The 14,588-nt window shown below is 34.4% G+C and carries 19 protein-coding genes; 12 read left to right on the top strand and 7 right to left on the bottom strand.

Annotated features, from left to right (window positions below; translation table 11 throughout):
• Positions 1–88 precede the first annotated feature (88 nt).
• The 4 genes from NSQ85_RS00735 to rpsI all read left to right on the top strand — a co-directional run bounded on the left by NSQ85_RS00735 (position 89) and on the right by rpsI (position 2,757).
• Positions 89–562 (top strand): hypothetical protein, encoded by a 474-nt coding sequence (locus tag NSQ85_RS00735; RefSeq protein ID WP_340780910.1) that lies wholly within the window; start codon positions 89–91, stop codon positions 560–562.
• A gap of 165 nt (positions 563–727) precedes the next feature.
• Positions 728–1,684, top strand: coding sequence for a ketopantoate reductase family protein (locus NSQ85_RS00730; RefSeq protein WP_340780909.1), 957 nt, complete (start codon positions 728–730; stop codon positions 1,682–1,684).
• Between the two features lie 206 nt (positions 1,685–1,890).
• On the top strand, positions 1,891–2,337 hold the full coding sequence (rplM, locus tag NSQ85_RS00725; RefSeq protein WP_002886374.1) for a 50S ribosomal protein L13: 447 nt from the start codon (positions 1,891–1,893) through the stop codon (positions 2,335–2,337).
• A 27-nt stretch (positions 2,338–2,364) separates the two neighbouring features.
• A complete protein-coding gene (gene rpsI, locus NSQ85_RS00720; RefSeq protein WP_002947796.1) occupies positions 2,365–2,757 on the top strand; it encodes a 30S ribosomal protein S9 in 393 nt (130 codons plus the stop codon).
• 106 nt (positions 2,758–2,863) lie between these two features.
• Here rpsI and NSQ85_RS00715 read toward each other — a convergent pair whose 3' ends face one another.
• From NSQ85_RS00715 to NSQ85_RS00690, 6 genes are all read right to left on the bottom strand, one after another.
• The gene (locus NSQ85_RS00715; RefSeq protein ID WP_340780907.1) at positions 2,864–4,081 is read right to left on the bottom strand and encodes a site-specific integrase; all 1,218 of its coding nucleotides are present in this window, start codon (positions 4,079–4,081) and stop codon (positions 2,864–2,866) included.
• A gap of 66 nt (positions 4,082–4,147) precedes the next feature.
• Entirely contained in the window at positions 4,148–4,411 is a 264-nt protein-coding gene (locus NSQ85_RS00710) for a helix-turn-helix domain-containing protein (protein ID WP_014621055.1), read from the bottom strand.
• A complete protein-coding gene (locus tag NSQ85_RS00705) occupies positions 4,402–5,001 on the bottom strand; it encodes a replication protein (protein ID WP_014621056.1) in 600 nt (199 codons plus the stop codon). Before NSQ85_RS00705 ends, NSQ85_RS00710 begins: the two co-directional genes overlap by 10 nt.
• A 130-nt stretch (positions 5,002–5,131) precedes the next feature.
• Positions 5,132–5,746 (bottom strand): hypothetical protein, encoded by a 615-nt coding sequence (locus NSQ85_RS00700; RefSeq protein ID WP_014621057.1) that lies wholly within the window; start codon positions 5,744–5,746, stop codon positions 5,132–5,134.
• Positions 5,746–6,822, bottom strand: a complete 1,077-nt coding sequence (locus NSQ85_RS00695) for an ATP-binding cassette domain-containing protein (protein ID WP_084828429.1) — start codon at positions 6,820–6,822, stop codon at positions 5,746–5,748. The genes NSQ85_RS00700 and NSQ85_RS00695 overlap by 1 nt, the downstream gene beginning before the upstream one ends.
• Positions 6,822–7,136, bottom strand: a complete 315-nt coding sequence (locus NSQ85_RS00690) for a hypothetical protein (protein ID WP_014621059.1) — start codon at positions 7,134–7,136, stop codon at positions 6,822–6,824. The genes NSQ85_RS00695 and NSQ85_RS00690 overlap by 1 nt, the downstream gene beginning before the upstream one ends.
• Positions 7,137–7,455: 319 nt before the next feature.
• Between NSQ85_RS00690 and NSQ85_RS00685 the strand changes: the two genes are divergently transcribed.
• The 7 genes from NSQ85_RS00685 to NSQ85_RS00655 all read left to right on the top strand — a co-directional run bounded on the left by NSQ85_RS00685 (position 7,456) and on the right by NSQ85_RS00655 (position 12,776).
• On the top strand, positions 7,456–8,163 hold the full coding sequence (locus NSQ85_RS00685) for an AfsA-related hotdog domain-containing protein (RefSeq protein WP_100273249.1): 708 nt from the start codon (positions 7,456–7,458) through the stop codon (positions 8,161–8,163).
• A complete protein-coding gene (locus NSQ85_RS00680; protein WP_014621061.1) occupies positions 8,156–9,523 on the top strand; it encodes an MFS transporter in 1,368 nt (455 codons plus the stop codon). The genes NSQ85_RS00685 and NSQ85_RS00680 overlap by 8 nt, the downstream gene beginning before the upstream one ends.
• Before the next feature lie 21 nt (positions 9,524–9,544).
• Entirely contained in the window at positions 9,545–10,381 is an 837-nt protein-coding gene (locus NSQ85_RS00675; protein ID WP_340780903.1) for an NAD(P)-dependent alcohol dehydrogenase, read from the top strand.
• Positions 10,382–10,629: 248 nt separating this feature from the next.
• The gene (locus tag NSQ85_RS00670) at positions 10,630–11,064 is read left to right on the top strand and encodes an RrF2 family transcriptional regulator (protein ID WP_014621063.1); all 435 of its coding nucleotides are present in this window, start codon (positions 10,630–10,632) and stop codon (positions 11,062–11,064) included.
• A 10-nt stretch (positions 11,065–11,074) separates the two neighbouring features.
• Entirely contained in the window at positions 11,075–11,755 is a 681-nt protein-coding gene (locus NSQ85_RS00665) for an HAD family hydrolase (protein WP_014621064.1), read from the top strand.
• Positions 11,737–12,132 (top strand): carboxymuconolactone decarboxylase family protein, encoded by a 396-nt coding sequence (locus tag NSQ85_RS00660; protein ID WP_231838385.1) that lies wholly within the window; start codon positions 11,737–11,739, stop codon positions 12,130–12,132. Before NSQ85_RS00665 ends, NSQ85_RS00660 begins: the two co-directional genes overlap by 19 nt.
• Positions 12,133–12,140: 8 nt before the next feature.
• A complete protein-coding gene (locus NSQ85_RS00655) occupies positions 12,141–12,776 on the top strand; it encodes a histidine phosphatase family protein (RefSeq protein ID WP_014621066.1) in 636 nt (211 codons plus the stop codon).
• Between the two features lie 132 nt (positions 12,777–12,908).
• Here NSQ85_RS00655 and NSQ85_RS00650 read toward each other — a convergent pair whose 3' ends face one another.
• Positions 12,909–13,439, bottom strand: a complete 531-nt coding sequence (locus NSQ85_RS00650; RefSeq protein WP_014621067.1) for a hypothetical protein — start codon at positions 13,437–13,439, stop codon at positions 12,909–12,911.
• A 286-nt stretch (positions 13,440–13,725) separates the two neighbouring features.
• Here NSQ85_RS00650 and NSQ85_RS00645 point away from each other — a divergent pair, with 286 nt between their 5' ends.
• Complete coding sequence (locus NSQ85_RS00645) at positions 13,726–14,562, top strand: helix-turn-helix domain-containing protein (protein WP_014621068.1); 837 nt, start codon at positions 13,726–13,728, stop codon at positions 14,560–14,562.
• Positions 14,563–14,588 lie beyond the last annotated feature (26 nt).

Genomic DNA, 14,588 nt, shown 5'->3' with positions numbered 1-14,588 from the left:
TAGTCAAGATGGGTTTGTTAATTTATTCCATGTATCTTGACAAACGGTTTCTAGTTGAGAAAATGGGAAAAGTTATTCCGATGTTGAAATGCTCATTAAAATTAGTCAACACTTTGGAATCTCAGTTGATGACTTAGTCAAAAATGAAATGCAATTGACGACTAACAACAAATCCAAGACAAACTCTCGCTTATGGTTGATTGCTCTACCAATTTTTGTCCTCATTTGTGTAATAGCTGTTGGTATTTGGAATAAACACAATAGCCAATCAGTTAATTTTTCCATGAAAGATGATAAAACTTATAAAAGTAATGATGCGGCACAAACCTCTCTGACAGTGGCTAAAGGGTATTTTACAGTTCCAAAAGCTGGTAAATTAGAGGTCAAGGTTAATGCGACGACAGATAATGGCAACCTTCATCTAACTATCGTAGATAATAATCATCATCACTATTATCAAATAGATGGTGATGACTTAAAAGATTCACAAAAGCTCTATTTTAAAAGTGGAGACTTATTGTATTCGCATTACAGCCGATGCTTATACAGAAAAAGTTGTTAGTTTGGATTACAATATTAAAGTTAATAGTTAGTGACTTGTTTGAAAAAGCACATGAAATCTTTCATTGCTTTATTTATAGCTAGCCATAAGAAAATTTTATACCTGATTTCCTCCATATTCGACTGATGAAGTGATATAATTTTTAAAATCAAAGGAGGAAAAGACATGGCTTTGACTTATGCTGTACTTGGAAGTGGTGCAATGGGACTACGTTTTGGGCTGCTATTAAAAGAACATCTCGGTGCTAAAGTGGATTTTATTGATACGTGGGAAGAGCAAATCGACACGGTTAGAAAACAAGGTGGTGTTTATCAATCACGTGATGGTAAAAATCGTCATCTGATTCCAATTAGCATTCAGACACCAGAAGAATACCAAGGGAAACCAGATGTTTTTATCATTTTTGATAAACAAATGCATTTGTCACAGTTGATCGAACGAAGTAAGCATTTCTTCCACGAAAATCAATATGTTTTCACAGGAATGAATGGCATGGGACATATCGAGAAAATCAATCGCTATTTTGCGCCTGAAAAAGTTTTAGCAGGAACTTGTCTGATTGGAACGGTCTTGAAAGACGCAGGAAATGTTGATTTTATTGGAAAAGCAGGTGCTGGTTCTATTAATCTTGCCGCTCAATCAGGGATGGTCGATGATGTTCAAAAGCAGATAATAACTGAATTTGAAGCCTCAAACCTCAATCCAAATCTGACTGATAATTTTTTAGGAACACTTTACACAAAAGTTGTGTTCAATTCTGTCATCAATACCATTTGCACCCTTTTTGAAATTCGTATGGGACAATTCATTGATTATGAAGGTGCCGAAAAACTAGGACGTCAATTAATTGATGAAGCTTATAACGTTGCCGAATTAGCGGGCATTACTCCTCTGAATAGTCGTGATGAAGAATGGGAGACTATTAGGTATGTTAGCGCGGAAACAAGCCCTCTGCATTATCCGTCAATGTACCAAGATATGAACAAAGGACGTCAGACAGAAGTTGATTATATCAATGGTTATATCTATGATTTAGGCAGGACTTATGATTACCAAGCAAAAACGCATGACTTTTTACGCCACTTAGTTCACTTAGCAGAAAATACCCGTAAATTCCGCTAAGCGTTTTCTATGAAAAAGAAGAAAAAATCGCTAAAAAACTAAGAAAAGATGGTAGGTAAGTGTTGCCTTGGACTTCTTTTTTTGATATTATGTTAAACGGTATTGTTTACCCCATTTGAAAGGCCCCGGAACCTTCCAAATACTTTTCGATGGGAAGGGACACCCATCACTCGTAAACAAAAATCGAACTATATATAGGAGAAATCATGAACAAAACAACATTTATGGCTAAACCAGGCCAAGTTGAACGTAAATGGTATGTCGTTGACGCAACTGATGTGCCACTTGGGCGTCTTTCTGCAGTAGTTGCTAGCGTACTTCGCGGAAAAAACAAACCAACTTTCACACCACACACTGATACAGGTGATTTCGTAATCGTTATCAATGCTGAAAAAGTTAAATTGACTGGTAAAAAAGCAACTGATAAGATCTACTACACTCACTCAATGTACCCAGGTGGTTTGAAACAAATCTCAGCAGGTGAACTTCGTTCTAAAAACGCTGTTCGTTTGATCGAAAAATCAGTTAAAGGTATGCTTCCACACAATACTCTTGGACGCGCACAAGGTATGAAATTGAAAGTCTTCGTTGGCGGTGAGCACACTCACGCTGCACAACAACCAGAAGTACTTGATATCTCAGGACTTATCTAATTCTAAGAGGAAAGGAGCACTAATATAATGGCACAAGCACAATATGCAGGTACAGGACGCCGTAAAAACGCTGTTGCACGCGTACGTTTGGTTCCAGGTACTGGTAAAATCACTGTTAACAAAAAAGATCTAGAAGAATACATCCCACACGCAGACCTTCGTCTCGTTATCAACCAACCTTTCGCAGTTACTTCAACTGAAGGTTCATACGACGTACATGTTAACGTTGTAGGTGGTGGATACGCTGGTCAATCAGGTGCGATCCGTCACGGTATCGCTCGTGCACTTCTTCAAGTAGACCCAGACTTCCGCGATTCATTGAAACGCGCTGGACTTCTTACTCGTGATGCACGTATGGTTGAACGTAAGAAACCAGGTCTTAAGAAAGCACGTAAAGCTTCACAATTCTCAAAACGTTAATCAAAGCGATTATATCAACGTTTCAAGGCACTCAAGAGTTCACCTCATGGGTGCTTTTTTCGTGTTTTTTTGAAAAGTTCACCTCAAAATTTACCTTATTTTCACCTTATTGTTTTAGTGATTTTAAGGCAAATTCACCAACTGCCATAGGAACGACATTAGAAGTATTGACATAAATCTGAGTTGTTCCTGTATCGCTATGAGTCAAAGCTTCTGAAATAGCTTCTAAACTCATGCCGGCTTCTTTAGCTAAAGTTGCTCCTGTATGACGTAACTTGTGCGGTGTAGCGTGTGCAAGTTCAGGGTGTCGCTTTCTGATAGTCTTCATCTTATTGTTGAGATAGTCAGCGTGTAAAGGCTTATTGACGTTTCCTTTGGTGTCTATATAAGTGAAGACAAACTGCTCAGGATTAGTCATAATTCCAAAGCGAGCTAGCTCATACTTTTGTTGCTCTTTCCAAGAAGAAAGGAGTTCAAGCAGGTCATTAGAAATTGAAAATATAGTTTTCTTGTTTCCCTTGGTTGATTTGACTTCTCCATACCTATCTAAGGCTTGAATCAGTTGGATTTGAGCTTTGGAAAAATCAATATGTTTCCATTGCAGAGCATAAGTTTCGGATTTTCTATCTCCTAAAAAGAAGGTCAGGTAGAACAAAACATAGTCTTTAAGAGAAATCTTACCATTATCCAAATCCTCTTTAAAAGCAGTAAACCATGCTTGTAACTGTTCCTGAGTCAGATAGAGGTCTTCATCTCGTCTTGCCTCAGATAGTTGAATTTTCTTTGTTGCCTTGATACGGCGTAAGGTTTTAGCTAGGCGATTAGTCTCAATATATTCAAGTTCCTCAGCCCAATCAAATATGGAAATCACATAGCTTCTCAAGGTCTTGAAGTTGGCGTATTCGTTAGCTTTAGCAGTCATCAAGTTTAGAATAACTTGCTTGTTCTGATTTAGAAATTGAATAGTGTAGTTTCCAAGTAAGGGAAGAAGGTGTTTTTCAAAACAAGTTTTAGTATTAACTACCGTTGATTTGCTAGGAGGTCTAGTTGTTGAAGTGGTCTGACCTGCCTTGTAGGCTTCCCACCAAATTTGTTCATAGAAATCCTTGAAAAGAACCTCTTGTTTATTCAATCCTATGAACTCATTATCTTCAATTTGATTGAGTTTAGTTAGTAAGTCTATTTCAGTTTGTCGGGCTTCCTTTCTTGTCTTAAATCGCTTATCGAAGTAGCTATTATTGACGATGCCGAGGGGCATGCGTGCTTCAATAGGAATGTAAATTTTTAAGCGATAAGTTCCGTTTTTTGTCTTAGTGATAGTCATGACATTCTCCTTGTATATCGAACCAGAAAATATCATGACCATTATAAAACAAAAATCCTGATTTTTCTAGTTGCGTGGGGTTAGCCAGCGGTCGATAGAGTCCTTATGAAATCGAATTGTTTTCCCTATTTTGATAGCAGGAAATCCTTTTTGAATCCAAGCATCCAGTGTGTTATTAGAGATACCTAAATAGTTGCAGGCTTGTTGTTTATTTAGATAAGGACTATTCAAGCCACTTTGTTCTAGTTGCTGTTCAATTTCCTTTTGGATAAGTTTTGAAAGCAGTAACTGAATTTGGTGAATTTGCTCATCAGGAAGAATTACTTGCATTCTTTATCCTCCTTCATGATGTTATTACGTTGAGGGTTACATCTTCTTGAATCGAGATACTTGGCGAAGAAGTAGGTATGTTCAATGATAAGCCCAAGTAACGGTGTATGATTGGTACGAGCGAACCATACCAACTCTTCAAACTCAGTGAAGTCATTTTGTTCAATGATATCCACGACTTCATTCATAAACTCATTTTGATTCATTTCTACAAGAAACTTGTCGAGGTTAAAACCACAACCTACCTCAATATCATTCACATCATACTGAGTTTTATTTTTATTCTCGGCGTGGGTGAAGTAGTCGAAAAGTCCCTTGGGCGATTGGACAGCTTCTACATGAGCAGGACCATTCAATTTGTTCTTGATTAACTCGGATACTTGCTTATAACTCTTGAGAGAATCGAAGAAGAATGCTCCATGCTTATGAGACTTTTTAAATTCTCCGGTTTCTTTATTGATATCCTTGTCATGCCATGGACTGAGTACAAATGGCACATGCATGCTTTCAAGAACTTCTAAGTAGTTAGCAGGGGCACTTTCCTGATAGAGCAGGAATGCCCATTTATTTGAGCGTCTTTCTTTTGTCATTGTCTTTCTTTCTTTGATTAGTGATTATTGGTGTAATGGGGGTCGTAGTAACCCCATTACATGGTTGCGATAGGGTTTAAAAAGGCGGTACTTCTGGCTCTCACTGCGTGAGCCAAGCACCGCCTTTTCCTTAGCGTTTAGCTCCTGTGAACCAAAGCGTCTGTTTGACCCGATGAGCAGATGAAAAATAATAACTCGGATTACGGCTGGCAATTTCTTCCTTGATATGCCCTTCCATCTCTTTTAAAAGTTTCTGTGCCTGCTGGGTTCTTGGCACCTTGATAAAGAGATTGATAGACTCTTTCCTCACGTCCACAGTGCATTTTGAAACAGCCTGATTAAAGCTCTTCAAAATGGGATTGAAACGGGTAACGGTCTGATTTTCAGCAGTGATAATGGGTTCAGACTGTTTCTCTTGTTTGAGGAATTGTCGCATGCGAAAGGTCTGATAAACAGACTTGACATAGTTCCAAAGTGAATCTTTCGTCAGTCGCTGAATGAGTTCAATGCCAATCAAAAAGATTGGGATTAGGACAAGACAGAGGGCACCTAGCTGAATATAGTGTGCAAGGAGACTTAACTTCTCACTAATAAGATTAAAGACCTCATAAGTAGCTGCTAGTCTAGAAGTTTCGAGCAACTGAATAAGGAGACTCAGACCAAATTTCAAGAAGAAGCACAAGGAGCCAAGCACTAAAAGAGTGACATTGAGATTAAACGTTTTTTGAAAGAAAGTTTTTTTCATTATAGAATGCCTTTCTTGGTGAAGTAGGTTGGGCAAAGCAGCGGTAAGACCTGATAAGGGTGTTCATTATCAATAATCTGAATCAGCCCGGTTCCTTTGCCTATTGGAATGACAATCCCTTCAGGGTCAAGGTCAGGAAAAAGAAATTGCGTTGTTTTCTTGTTAATATTGCCAATCTGAATGAGGACATTGAGCTGTTCACGAACTGAGATAGGAATGGTGTTGTGGTCAAAACGCTGGCTCACCAAGAGCAGATGGACTTTGGTAGCTCGTCCAAGCAGAGCAATTTGTGATAAGAGAGAGAAGAACGACTCTTTAATAGCCTTATTGACTCCTTCTGAGAGTGCTAAGACTTCATCAATGACAATTGTCAGATGACTAAAGATGTGTTCGGGATTGTCATAGAGAATCTCTTGCCGCTTCTGAATGAGTCCTAAACAGGCGCTAAGATTTTCATTGACTTCTGAAACAAAGTCTGACTTAGAACGGTTTTTCTGAGGGTGAATCACGGCGATGCCCTTCTCACGAGCCCAACGTGACGGGGTGTCAAACTTAGGGTCTACAATGATAAGATCAGAAATAGGCTGCAAAAGACTTAAGAAGTAAGTCAAAGCATAGGACTTCCCAGAACCGCTGTTCCCAGCGATAGCTAGTGAGGTCACCTTATTATAATCAAGGGATAGATTCTTCATAATGGGAATGAAGGTGTCCTTTTGGGAGACTGTGAATTCTTCCAAATCCGGAATGACCAGCCGTTCAGAGACACCTTTTTTCCAAGGAAAGAAGAGTCCACGCTGTACATGAATATCGTCAGTATCAAGCGCCATAAAATAGGCAGAGTTTTGCTTAAGCAAGGTATAGCGTGGATAGAGCGCAGCATTGGCAATTAAGAAGATTTTCTGATAGAGGTCGTCATCAATGATGTAGCCTGCTGGAAGACGTGGAATAAAGAGAAAACCATCAGACATAATCTTGACATCAAAACTATTGGTATAGCTGGTCTCTCCCTGCATAAGTGCTCCAAGCCCCATATTGAGGCTTTGAAGCAAGTATTGCGCCAGTTCCTTATTAGTCATTATTTGACCTCCTTGAGATTGTCGGCTTTGAAGTAAACATTGAAGCCTACCTCGCAGGCTTGAAGATTATCGAATTGCACCATTGTCATATAAGCAGGCAATTCTACTTCTGATTCAAATTTTACTTGAAATGGCGGAAGTCCTTTTTGAGTGAACCAAGCTTTATAAGCCATAATCTCCCCAGTTGGCTGATTATCTTCAAACTTAAGTTGTGGTTCGAGTTCTGTGCTTAAGCAGTAAATAGCTTGTTTGTTATCAATGTATTCATTTGCAGTATTGGCTGAATAGCCGCCTTTACGGTTATGTGTTTTCATAAGTTTTACCTCGTGTATTTATAATTGTCTTAGCTAAGAACAACTTTAGTTTATAGAAATTCGATAGGGTTCACTGTCAAAAATTCTGACAATTTATTTTTAAAATTATAATAAGAGATAGGTCGTTTTTTCAAATTTAAAGAAGATAAGACAATGCTTTAAATATTTCTTTATAAATGGACTTTATCTAAATTCAGTATAAGTAGATATGGTTAGGTAGAAGTTGTTTGTTGTAGTGATTCTATAAATATCATTTTATAGTTGACATTTATATATAATTAATATATATTAATTATACTAATTAGATGAAGGAGTTGTTATGACCGAAAAATTGAAACAAGATTCGTACTTGACTGTTTGTTTTAATAATAATAGGAATACAGAAAATTTTAAAATTACTGGAAAAGAAGAATTCTTAATATTTCATTATATGTTAGGCAAACATGCAGTATTATCAGAGAGAAATAGAGTTGAAGAATATTTACAGGGTAAAGAAAAATTCTTTAGTACAAAAAATATTCTTTTAAATACGAGAAATCTGCTACAGTGCTTAGAGAAAATTAACTTGAGTACTTTATCAAATGAGTTAGATTTGCCTATAGACAAAGAGTTAGTACATAAAACATTACAGGAAAACGTGATGGTTTCAGAAATTAATTTACCTTTAGATGTAAAAATTGGCCTATTTTCTGGTGATGTAACTCATACATGTGAGATTAAGCTTGATCATCTGAATTCAGAACATACAGAAGCTGTGTTTTTAACTGAACTATGTAGACAAGCAAGTATGGTTAGCTTATCAAAATTTCTAGGTTCAGATTCTGAATACTATATCATTGAAGAATTTAAAAAGTTCAAACATTTTGTTCAAAGAGATAAAGAAATTTTCGTGCATACTTTACCTGTAACAAGTAGAAAAGCTAAAGGAAGAGGTCTTTGCCTTTATACGATTTATCAAGATAACAACCTTTGCATGAGTGGATATTATCAGATTGTATATACCAAAAAAGGAGATAAAAATGTTTAAAAAGAAAAATATTATTATTTTTGCTATGTGTCTCGGAGTGTTTTTAACACTAATCGACACTACAGTTATGAATATTGCAATGACAAGTATTCAAGCTAGTTTACACACAACTCTAACAGGAATGAATTGGGCACTTAATATTTATAGTTTATTGTTCGCTGCTTTAGCTATTCCACTAGGACGATTTTCTGGGAGTATTGGGACACATAAAGCCTTTATATTTGCTAGTTTGTTATTTTTAATTGGGTCTTTTATATCTGGTGCTTCCAATAGCATACAATTACTTATTGTTGGCCGTATACTACAATCAATTGGAGCAGCTGTAGTGCTCCCATTGGGTATGGCTATCGCTTATTCAACAGCAGAAACGGTAGAAGAGCGGGAACCAATTGTAGCAGTGGTTGCGTTAACTCAAGGTTTAGCCGCCGCTTTAGGCCCTAGCTTGGGTGGTGCTCTAACTCAGTATTTTTCTTGGCGTTGGGCGTTCTTTATTAATATCCCCATTGTTATATTCATTGTGGCCATATCTCTAATGACACTTGAAATAAAAAATGAACCTGTTAATAGCCAGAAGAATGACCTTGTGGGTTCTATTTTATCAATGTTCGGCTTGTTTTCATTAGTCTTGGCTTTGATTCAGGGAAGTAGCTGGGGTTGGACAAGTTTTAATATTATTGCTCTATTTACTTTCGCATTATTGGATTTATTATTCTTTATTTGGTATGAAAGACGTATTGATTACCCGATGATTCCAATGGAACTTTTTTCATTCAGGAATTTTAACGCTGCTTCGTTAGTAATGATTATTTCTACTGTCTTTCAGGTGGGTATTTTTATTGTACTTCCGACCTATTATAGTAAAATTTTAGGACACTCAGTAGTATCTTCTTCAGTACTCTTGATGGCTGTTTCGCTTACATTGACAATATGTTCACCAGTAGCTTCAATGGCTCTGCGAAAAGTAGGTCCACGTATAACGATGTTTACAGGATTTATTTTAATGGGAGTTGCTTATGCTCTTTTTGGAACAATAACAGAAAGTAGTAACATTCAATTATACATTGCCTGTCTTTTTTTGGGTGCTGGTTACGGTTTATTATTAGGTCCTTCACAAGTTCTTGGAGCAAGTGATTTTAAAGGTTCTTTACTGACAGCTTCTCAATCTGTTATCTTTGTCTTTAGGCAAGTAGGATTAGTTTTAGCTTTTGCAATTTTTCTTTCGTTATTTAACAGTCACATTGAACAAATCGGAACAACATATACTAAAATTACTGCATTTACTTCTATTTATAAAACTGCTGTGATTATCGTTTTTGCTAGTTCTTTACTAAGTTTATTATTTAAAAGAAAAATAAAATGAGTAGCTTGAAAGGTATAAAACATGAAGGCAGTAATGTATCATAAGAAATTCAGAAATAAATACCACTTAGAAGTTACTAAGATAGATAAACCTGATATAACGTCTGAACAAATTCTTATTAAGGTATATTCTTCTTCCTTGAATATTAATGATTATGAAAGATTTACTCGTCCCTCTTCTTTATTGTCAAAATTGATTAGAGTGAATCAAGGAAGAGATGCATATCCACTTGGAGGAGAAATTTCTGGTAAGGTAGTTGCTGTAGGCAATCGGGTAAATCAATTTCAAGTAGGAGATAGTGTAATGGGAGTGCTATCAGGTGTATTTCCTAAAGGAGGCTGGTCAGAATATGTAGTTTGTAATGAACAAAATTTAATCAAAAAGCCTACTAATATAAGTTACAGTCAAGCTAGCGTTATACCTTTATCAGGTATTGCAGCATTGGCAGGAATTAATAAGCTAAATATTCAGCCAGAAGATGAAATATTAATTATTGGGGCAAGTGGTGGAGTGGGTCTTTTCGCTCTACAGTTAGCAAAAACTAAAACTTCCCATATTACAGCAATTTGCAGTCAAAAAAATATTGAGCTAGTAAAGTCTTTTGGTGCTGATTGTGTTTATGATTATAACAGTTTTAGTAATCTTTCTGATATTGATAGAAAATTTGATAAAATTATTGGTATCAATGGTTGTTATACAATGAAACAGATATATAAATTATTAAAGGTCAGAGGGCGCTATGTAGCAGTTGGTAATGTAAAACAACTATTAATAGCTTTGATGTATTCTTTAAGTAGTTTTATAAAGAAGAAAAAGGTTAATGTTAGTTCGGCTATTTTTGTAGATATAGCAAAATAACTAGATGAACTTGAAAAATATATAAAAAAAGGAATCTTAATTCCTCACTTAGATGGTGTATATACAATTGATGAAATTGAACAAGCATTAGATTACGTTATAAACAGTCACCCTCAAGGTAAGGTTGCTGTACTTTTAGATTAAGACTGCGCTTGTAAGAAAGATTTATTAACAAAAGAGACTATCTGTTGATTTATTGATATAATTAAACTAGCTAAATAATATTAATGATGAAAGAGGTATACATTATGTCATATTCAGCTGCATTCTCTCAGGCGGTAGAAATTGTCTTATACATTGGTATTAAAATGGAAAATGGCCATACGAAGTATTTATCAATAAAAAGTATTTCTGAGAAATTAAATATTCCTGTTCCAAGTATTAAGAGATTAGTTGGAATGCTGAAAAATGAAGGAATTATCATTTCTAAAACAGGCTCTTCAGGAGGACTAATACTTGCGAGAGATACTAAGAATATTAGCTTATTTGATATTTTTAGGGCTATAGAAGGGGATAAAAGAACTTTGTTTAATTTTTATGGGAATTTTGATCTTTCCCAATTTAAAAGTTCGGAAGATGTTAAAAAGCAAATTAATCAGCTAAAATTCACATTGGATGAAGCTGAGACTGCTATGTTAAATGTTTTGAAAAATAAAAGTATATATGAAATTATGAAACATTAATGGAGGTAAAATGAATAGATTAAAATTAATTGCTTGCGATATAGATGGGGTGCTGTTGGAGGATACATTTAGTCCTGTTCTTAGAAATTTAGCCAAAAAGTATAATGTAGATTATACTGCAGAATTGGAAAACAATACCTTTTCTCAGAAAAGAAAAGAGGCTGCTGAATTTTTAAGAAAGTATTTTAAAATATTCAATAAAGTGACAAACGAAGAGATTTTACATGAATATTTTGAAGAACGTAATAAATTTCTTAAAGATGATAGAAATCCAATAATTGATGGAGTTCCGGAATTTTTGAACATGCTAACAACTTTGGATGTTAAATTAGTGTGCTACGGGGGTCTTGATGAGAGTGAGATTGATGATAGATTTAAACCTTATCTAAAATATTTTGATTGCTATATATGTACAAATTCCTTTAGGCCTGGAGTCAAGGAGATTGTAAAAAAATATGACTTACAATTTAATGAGGTTCTATTTATTGATGATGTCAATAGAGTAGCTGAGGAAGCCAAAAAATATAATATTCCCTTTATTGGTGTACCAGCCAGTTATTCTTGGGGATTTCAAAGTAAAGAAATGGAAAAAACAGGAGTAAAGTATACAGTCCATTCTGTTAGTGAAATTTCTAAAAATTATTTAGATCAAATTGATTCTGATAATTCAATTTGGCAAGAAAAGAATTGAGGTATATAGCATTGGATTCTAAATATAAAATAGGTGAAAATCAGTTAGCAAAAATGTTAGGAGATTCTGCAAATCAAACCAGAGAAATGTTGAAAGGAGACTTTTCTGATATTGAGAGGTATATCCTAGAGGTATCGTTTGGAGATATTTATAATCGCTCAGGGCTTGACTTAAGATTAAGAGAAGTTATAACTCTTTCTTCATTGATTTCTCAAGGTGCTTCTTCGGGACAGATTAGGCTTCATATGATCAGTCTGTTAAATTTGGGCTTTGCGAAAGAAGAGTTAATAGAATTAATTATTCAGTGCATACCAAATGTTGGCTTTCCAAAAGTATTAGATGCTGTGACGATAGCTAAGGAAGTATTTGATAGTTAAGATGAATCATGAATTATATTTATTTAATAAGACATGGTGAAACTCTTGCTAATGTTGAAAATGAAATTCAGGGAAAATCAGACTTTCATCTAACACTAAAGGGTAAAATAGCAGTTAAAGAGTTAGCCCTACAGTTTAAAAGAAGAAAAATTAAATTTGATCTGGCCTATTCAAGTGATCAAATAAGGGCAGTTGAGACAAAAAGAATTATTTTATCAACTCTGGGACTGAGTAATTCTATATCTAGGATTGACAAAAGACTTAGAGAATGGGACTTTGGTTCATTTGATGGGAAAGATATCAATTCAGTATTTAATGATATAGTAAAAGTCAATAATATAAGAGACAAGTCAAATTTATTATTAGAAGATGTAGCCAACTATTTGTATGAAAACGATGTTTTAAACGAAGTAGAAAGTTGGGAAAACTTAAAAAAGAGAATCTGGCTGTCATTTTTAAATATAGCCAGACATGTGACAGATAATAATATTTTGATAGTTAGTCATGGTTTAACGATATTAGTTTTACTCTATCTGCTTGATAAGGAAAATTTATATTTTAGAATCATTAAAAATGGATTCGTTGCAGTTATAAAATATGAAAATGGACTTTTTAAAATAGACAAGTTGTTGTCGGACTTCTAAAATCTTTTCTATCATCTGTAATATTGGGTCTGTGTTAACTACAATAGTGATATAGATAAACAGTTAAAAGGGAATTAATTTAGTTCCCTTTTGCTGTTTATTTTAGGATTTCATGCAATTCCTTAACACATTCTAAAGTTGTGATAGGAGACATGCAAATTCTGAAAGCCAATCTATTAATTTTTCAGCGATTTCATAAGAGCTGGACTCTTCTGGAAAGTCAGGAAAAAAGTTTGAGAGAGAGTTGCAAAACAATTTCTTGTGAGATTGAATAAAATCTGTGATATTACCTTTAGAATAACTATTAATCTTTTTGTTTAAAGTGTGTTTTAAAAGTGTATTATCAAAAGTAGAATCGGTTGTAATAAGCGTAGTTAATTGAGATAATAGCTGAATTTTGAAAGAGTCATCTTGTAAGAAAAGTTGTTTAGATGTTGGATAATTAAGTGTAGTTTGAAATGCTAATGAAGCGTTAAAACTCATGTTGCGTTTTCCTTTTATAATTTGGCTTACGGTTGTTTCAGAGAGAAGTTCGACCTCTCCGTCAAAATCATCATAGTAGCCAATTTGATTTTGTAAAATACTTAATTCCTTAAGTTGTTTCCTGATAAAATTACCTAAAAGTTTAGAGTATACTGGTCTGATAGTGTTTTTATATGCCACTGTTGGCTCCTTTCTCTAGTCCATCGACAGAAAGAAACCAGTTAGCTAAGCCGAAAAGAGTATGAAAAAAGCACACCAAAGAAACGGCGAAACTGTATATATAGAGTAAGTCTGTTTAGCGACTGTCTATACTATGAGTTTCGATCCGTCCTCTAGTGCGCACTATTTAGGACTAAATTATTTATTTATAAGGGTGGGATTCCTTATATGAAAATATTATCAAATCTCTAAAACTAAAATTAAGTAATTTTTTGGATAATTGGGATTTCATTGATATAATAAACTCATGATAAATAAACAATTTTGTGATTTACTAGCTGTATTTTTAGTAGAAATAAAAAAGAAGTTTGGTATAACCGCTAAACTTCTTACTGATGAATTGAATTTGTCAAAAAATACACTGACAAATTGGAAAAAAGGTGCTTATAAACCGAATGGAAAACTATCAAAAAGATTTTTAAACTACTTAATACAGTTTAAAAATGAGCAATATGAACTTATTAGTAAAGATGATACATTCTACAACTTGATAGAGGAACTTATCGAAGTGCTATATGATGAACTTAACAGTCTCTTAGAAAGGAGTAATTCATTTGATAGGAACTTTGAAGAAAGACGTCTGAAGGACCGGAAGAAAAATTTTCAAAAAAGTTTTACAAATTTTATTGAATTTCTATCAAAAGTGGCAAGATTATATGATTTAGAATATGAAAATGCTACATCTAATTATTTGAAAACAAGGGATTATCAAAAAAAAGAAGTATTTGATAATTTATTAGCATTGAAGTTAATTAATAAGAATAAAAGAGGTACCTTTTCAATCCAGAAAAATTTAGCTAAACTTTTGAATGTGAGTCAGGCACAGATTTCTCGATGGAAAAAGGGCATAGATTACCCATCGTCAACTAATTTCAAAAAAATAGGTGAGTTGTGCAATTTTAACTCAGATGCTCCACTTGCCGTATATGAATTTAAAGAAGAAAATTTTGAGTCTATGTTCTTAAAGACTCCAATGTTAAGTTACGAGTTACGTCAATTTGAATATGAATATCTTGAAAAAATAAAGTTATTTATAGAAAAATCAGGATATAATAAAATTTTAGAATCTAAGATAAAACGGTAGTGTAAAATAAGTTGTGTAAACACAAA

This window comes from Streptococcus sp. FSL L8-0526, assembly GCF_038007145.1.
GTDB classification, from domain to species: domain Bacteria; phylum Bacillota; class Bacilli; order Lactobacillales; family Streptococcaceae; genus Streptococcus; species Streptococcus thermophilus.
This window is presented reverse-complemented; position numbering and strand designations above follow the sequence as displayed.

Excerpts from the sequence above, each read along its gene's own strand:
- rpsI (WP_002947796.1), top strand. The coding sequence starts at position 2,365 with ATGGCACAAGCACAATATGCAGGTACAGGACGCCGTAAAAACGCTGTT.
- NSQ85_RS00670 (WP_014621063.1), top strand. The coding sequence starts at position 10,630 with ATGTCATATTCAGCTGCATTCTCTCAGGCGGTAGAAATTGTCTTATAC.
- rplM (WP_002886374.1), top strand. The coding sequence starts at position 1,891 with ATGAACAAAACAACATTTATGGCTAAACCAGGCCAAGTTGAACGTAAA.
- NSQ85_RS00680 (WP_014621061.1), top strand. The coding sequence starts at position 8,156 with ATGTTTAAAAAGAAAAATATTATTATTTTTGCTATGTGTCTCGGAGTG.
- NSQ85_RS00690 (WP_014621059.1), bottom strand. The coding sequence starts at position 7,136 with ATGAAAACACATAACCGTAAAGGCGGCTATTCAGCCAATACTGCAAAT.
- NSQ85_RS00695 (WP_084828429.1), bottom strand. The coding sequence starts at position 6,822 with ATGACTAATAAGGAACTGGCGCAATACTTGCTTCAAAGCCTCAATATG.
- NSQ85_RS00685 (WP_100273249.1), top strand. The coding sequence starts at position 7,456 with ATGACCGAAAAATTGAAACAAGATTCGTACTTGACTGTTTGTTTTAAT.
- NSQ85_RS00730 (WP_340780909.1), top strand. The coding sequence starts at position 728 with ATGGCTTTGACTTATGCTGTACTTGGAAGTGGTGCAATGGGACTACGT.
- NSQ85_RS00675 (WP_340780903.1), top strand. The coding sequence starts at position 9,545 with ATGAAGGCAGTAATGTATCATAAGAAATTCAGAAATAAATACCACTTA.
- NSQ85_RS00645 (WP_014621068.1), top strand. The coding sequence starts at position 13,726 with ATGATAAATAAACAATTTTGTGATTTACTAGCTGTATTTTTAGTAGAA.
- NSQ85_RS00700 (WP_014621057.1), bottom strand. The coding sequence starts at position 5,746 with ATGAAAAAAACTTTCTTTCAAAAAACGTTTAATCTCAATGTCACTCTT.
- NSQ85_RS00665 (WP_014621064.1), top strand. The coding sequence starts at position 11,075 with ATGAATAGATTAAAATTAATTGCTTGCGATATAGATGGGGTGCTGTTG.
- NSQ85_RS00655 (WP_014621066.1), top strand. The coding sequence starts at position 12,141 with ATGAATTATATTTATTTAATAAGACATGGTGAAACTCTTGCTAATGTT.
- NSQ85_RS00715 (WP_340780907.1), bottom strand. The coding sequence starts at position 4,081 with ATGACTATCACTAAGACAAAAAACGGAACTTATCGCTTAAAAATTTAC.
- NSQ85_RS00705 (WP_014621056.1), bottom strand. The coding sequence starts at position 5,001 with ATGACAAAAGAAAGACGCTCAAATAAATGGGCATTCCTGCTCTATCAG.
- NSQ85_RS00735 (WP_340780910.1), top strand. The coding sequence starts at position 89 with ATGCTCATTAAAATTAGTCAACACTTTGGAATCTCAGTTGATGACTTA.
- NSQ85_RS00710 (WP_014621055.1), bottom strand. The coding sequence starts at position 4,411 with ATGCAAGTAATTCTTCCTGATGAGCAAATTCACCAAATTCAGTTACTG.